We start from the raw sequence: 2,506 nt of genomic DNA, 5'->3' as shown, positions 1-2,506 counted from the left end.
AAATATCTGAAGAGTATTTAATTGAGTAAAATGACATTTTCAAATATATAGATTTATTAGTTCTACTAAAATTAACATAATACACCTTATACGAAATGCGTTATAATTTTCTTTAGAAATCAATGCTGTAGTTTCTAGTTTATAGCCCAATCACACCCGATTGGGCTTTTTTTATGATTTTTCATGTTTCACGATCAAAAAACAATCAATGTTCCACGGTTTTGTTTAGCTTTGGCGAATAATCAATGGATGCCATTGAAGCCTCTTAGGTCTTCCGTTTTCTCAAAAATGAAGTCTCTGCGATCCAGGATTAGACAGTTTTTATTGTGTCGTCTAATTGATCGTGTTGCCTTACTGATGTCGTGACAATCCCAAAATCGCTCTGTTCCTGTGATTGCCGCTATGGGGTGTGCATCTTGTGCAATATAAATCAGGGAAACTACTATTTGTCTGCCGTTTTCATAGCGTTTCCTGGCGAATACAACATGATGTGCAATCTTAAGAAATTGGATTGTAGATTTATTTAAGCGTTCTTGAACAGACATAACTTATCTCCAAAAGCATAAGTTATTATATCAACTAATTTACAACTAATTTACAACTAACTGTTGTTTTATATTAGCCATAAGGTTTAAAAAAACGGCTCCAGAACCCCCTTTTTTCTAGTTCTGGCTCAATATGTTCAGGGACAGGAATACGTTTATTCCCGATGACCTCTGATTCCTTAGGAGGCATAGCTATGACGTCCTCTTTTTCTTCTACCGTGGATTCTGCTTGTTTTGATTTTGGATCATCAGATTGCGTTGTATTGGTTTTTGGAGCTTCCAATAGTCGTTGCATAGTTTCAATTTGATTTTGATAGAAGCTTTCTCTATTTTTTGCATCATCTAGCTGATTTCTTAGCAGGTCTATCTGCTGTCTAAGGAGTAAAACTTCTGCCGAATTTGGACTGTCTACTTTTACAGTTTCTTTTACACTCTGTTTTTGTACTGGCTCACCAAATACCCGGATCGCTTCTGCAAGATCAATCTTATTATCAGAATTTTTACTTAAAATACCTTTCCTTATATTGTTGTAAATGGTTTGTCGATTAATATTGTATAGCTTAGAAAGCTCAAGAACTGTAAGGCTTTTCATGTGTAAATCTCTGCCTAATCTTGTAAAAAATTAGTGTCTATTAGACTGTCTAATAGACAAATCAGCAAGTCTATCTTCTATGCAGCTTTAAAGCCTACTTTTTGGAGATAAGGATAGAGTTCTTTAAACTTTTCTGGGTTTTGAAGCATTTCTGCAATGCGTACAGCGAATTGCGGATAGCTTTCTGTACCATGAGAATATTTTCCCATTTCAGGAAGTTCTGACAGTTTGTGGGAAAACAGATGGCGTTGAGCATCTGTCATTTTTGAGAAAATATCTATAGTGTCTGGGTCACGCTTATTTTTTATTGGCAGATTACTCATTTTTTTCTGTTTGAAAGTGAATGAAAAACCTGAAATAGAACGCCCTTTTTTATGTTGCTCATATTTAGCTGTTATATCTGTTAACTCATTTACCTGCTTAAGAGCAAAATCTAAAACATATGTTTTAAAGTTACTCATTGTTTTGTATTGATGAGGTTTGACACCAAGTTGTTGTCTAAAGATAGATAGATCAAAAAGTGGCGTTTTTCCGGCAGATCTCCATTGAATTAATAACTCGTATAGTCGAATAGCATAAGAGCTAGTTAATCTAGAAACCTGCTCCAATTCATATTTAGTGAAGTTTTCTTCCAGTCGAGTTATGAGTGGAACAATGTCTTGCGTGAAACGTAGGAAAACGATCCCTGTTTGAGGTTCATATCCAATTTTATCGACCCAACGACAATGAAAGCTACGATCCTTACCTGTCTTAGGATTAATGTCATGATATGTGACATAGCGATCAAATAAGCTTTTAGATGCCTCTCTGAGTACGGTATAAGCGGTATGTTTCTCGACATTAAAAGTATTTATATAACTACTTGCATGTACTTCTAAAAGACTATTTTCAGTTATCCCGTGTCCTGTTTCTCGAGCTTCAGCAATGGCTAATAGGATCAGCCTTTGTTCAACTGTATCTAGGGTATAGCTAGCTTGAATTAAAGCATTATCCTTTACGATTAATTCACTCATTTCTAATAATAAATTTATAATTAAACTAGGTTGTACAATAGACTATTTTAATGGATTTGTAAATCAACTTGATTTGAGGTCGATAAACCTAGTTTTAAGGTCGATAAACCTAGTTTTATGGGTCGATAAACCTAGTTTTATGGGTCGATAAACCTAGTTTTATGGGTCGATAAACCTAGTTTTATTAGTTATGAAACCCTTGTGTATAAAGGATTACAGCTTACTTAAAAGCATTTAAAAGATTAAAAATAATTAAAAGCCTAAACCATGAAAAATTGCCCTTGGTTTTCGCTACGCTCAAACTCTATTGAATCTCGCTTCGCTCGATTCGAGGGGCAATTTTTTGGTTAATATTT

3 protein-coding genes are annotated in these 2,506 nt (G+C 34.5%); all 3 read right to left on the bottom strand.

Annotation, left to right across the window (positions count from 1 at the left end):
* Positions 1-242: 242 nt before the first annotated feature.
* Positions 243-545 carry a hypothetical protein gene (locus tag FTV34_RS16940; RefSeq protein WP_180070850.1) on the bottom strand — a complete coding sequence of 101 codons (303 nt, stop codon included), beginning with the start codon at positions 543-545 and terminating at the stop codon, positions 243-245.
* A 73-nt stretch (positions 546-618) separates the two neighbouring features.
* The gene (locus FTV34_RS16935) at positions 619-1,137 is read right to left on the bottom strand and encodes a plasmid replication DNA-binding protein (protein ID WP_180070848.1); all 519 of its coding nucleotides are present in this window, start codon (positions 1,135-1,137) and stop codon (positions 619-621) included.
* Between the two features lie 77 nt (positions 1,138-1,214).
* Positions 1,215-2,150 (bottom strand): replication initiation protein RepM, encoded by a 936-nt coding sequence (gene repM, locus FTV34_RS16930; protein ID WP_180070846.1) that lies wholly within the window; start codon positions 2,148-2,150, stop codon positions 1,215-1,217.
* Positions 2,151-2,506: the final 356 nt, after the last annotated feature.

It is taken from the genome of Acinetobacter sp. YH16038 (genome assembly GCF_013417275.1).
Taxonomy (GTDB): domain Bacteria; phylum Pseudomonadota; class Gammaproteobacteria; order Pseudomonadales; family Moraxellaceae; genus Acinetobacter.
The sequence above is the reverse complement of the archived record's forward strand: the minus strand, read 5'-3'. Positions and strand labels throughout refer to the sequence as shown.

What these genes read in the sequence shown, in the direction of transcription:
- FTV34_RS16935 (WP_180070848.1), bottom strand. Translation starts at nt 1,137, where the DNA reads ATGAAAAGCCTTACAGTTCTTGAGCTTTCTAAGCTATACAATATTAAT.
- FTV34_RS16940 (WP_180070850.1), bottom strand. Translation starts at nt 545, where the DNA reads ATGTCTGTTCAAGAACGCTTAAATAAATCTACAATCCAATTTCTTAAG.
- repM (WP_180070846.1), bottom strand. Translation starts at nt 2,150, where the DNA reads ATGAGTGAATTAATCGTAAAGGATAATGCTTTAATTCAAGCTAGCTAT.